Genomic DNA, 671 nt, shown 5'->3' with positions numbered 1-671 from the left:
CCGCGACGCGGCTGACCGACGACGCGATCGTGGCGAGGATCTCGGCCACCGCCAAGGACGGCTTCGAGGAGCGGGTGTTCGTGCGCGGCGACAAGCGGGTCGATTACGGCCGCGTCGCCCAGGTGATGGCGATCGTGACGAGCGGCGGCTTCAAGAAGGTCGCCCTCGTGACCGAGCCCGACCAGCGCTAGGGCGGGGTAGCCGCGGTGGTGTTTCCCTTCGACAGGTCCGAGCCCGGCGTCTGGGTCTCCGCCGGCGCGCACGTGGTGCTGATCGGGCTCGCCCTGTTCGCGGCGGCCTCGCACGCGCTGCCGCAGGCCGAGGAGGGCGTGCCGGTCGAGGTCATCACCGAGAACCAGTTCTCGGAGCTGACCAAGGGCTCGCGCGACGGCGAGGCTCCGGCCAAGTCCCCGCGGGCGGACCGGGTGGCCGATCGCCAAGAGGAGCGCGACCCCGGCGAGGCCAAGGCCAACGTGCCGACGCCGCCGACGCGCCCGCCCGAGATCAAGGTCGCCAACGCCGAGGAGATGCCGACGCCGACGCCGCCGTTGCGGCCGGCCCTCGAGCAGCCCGAGCCCGCCCCGATGCCGCCGGCGCGCCCCGACACCGCCAAGGCCGACGCCGAGAAGGCGGCTGCGGCCGCCGCGAAGGCCAAGGCGGAAGCGGAGGCC

1 protein-coding gene and 1 pseudogene are annotated in these 671 nt (G+C 74.5%); both read left to right on the top strand.

All coding sequences use genetic code 11. The annotated features are described in order from the left end of the window. A partial coding sequence (locus VQ02_RS33705) for an ExbD/TolR family protein (RefSeq protein WP_048448641.1) occupies positions 1-191 on the top strand: 191 nt, incomplete at its 5' end. A 15-nt stretch (positions 192-206) separates the two neighbouring features. Continuing rightward, a pseudogene (locus tag VQ02_RS33700) lies at positions 207-671 on the top strand (cell envelope integrity protein TolA); the annotation flags it as partial.

The organism is Methylobacterium variabile (assembly GCF_001043975.1).
GTDB lineage: Bacteria > Pseudomonadota > Alphaproteobacteria > Rhizobiales > Beijerinckiaceae > Methylobacterium > Methylobacterium variabile.
The sequence above is the reverse complement of the archived record's forward strand: the minus strand, read 5'-3'. Positions and strand labels throughout refer to the sequence as shown.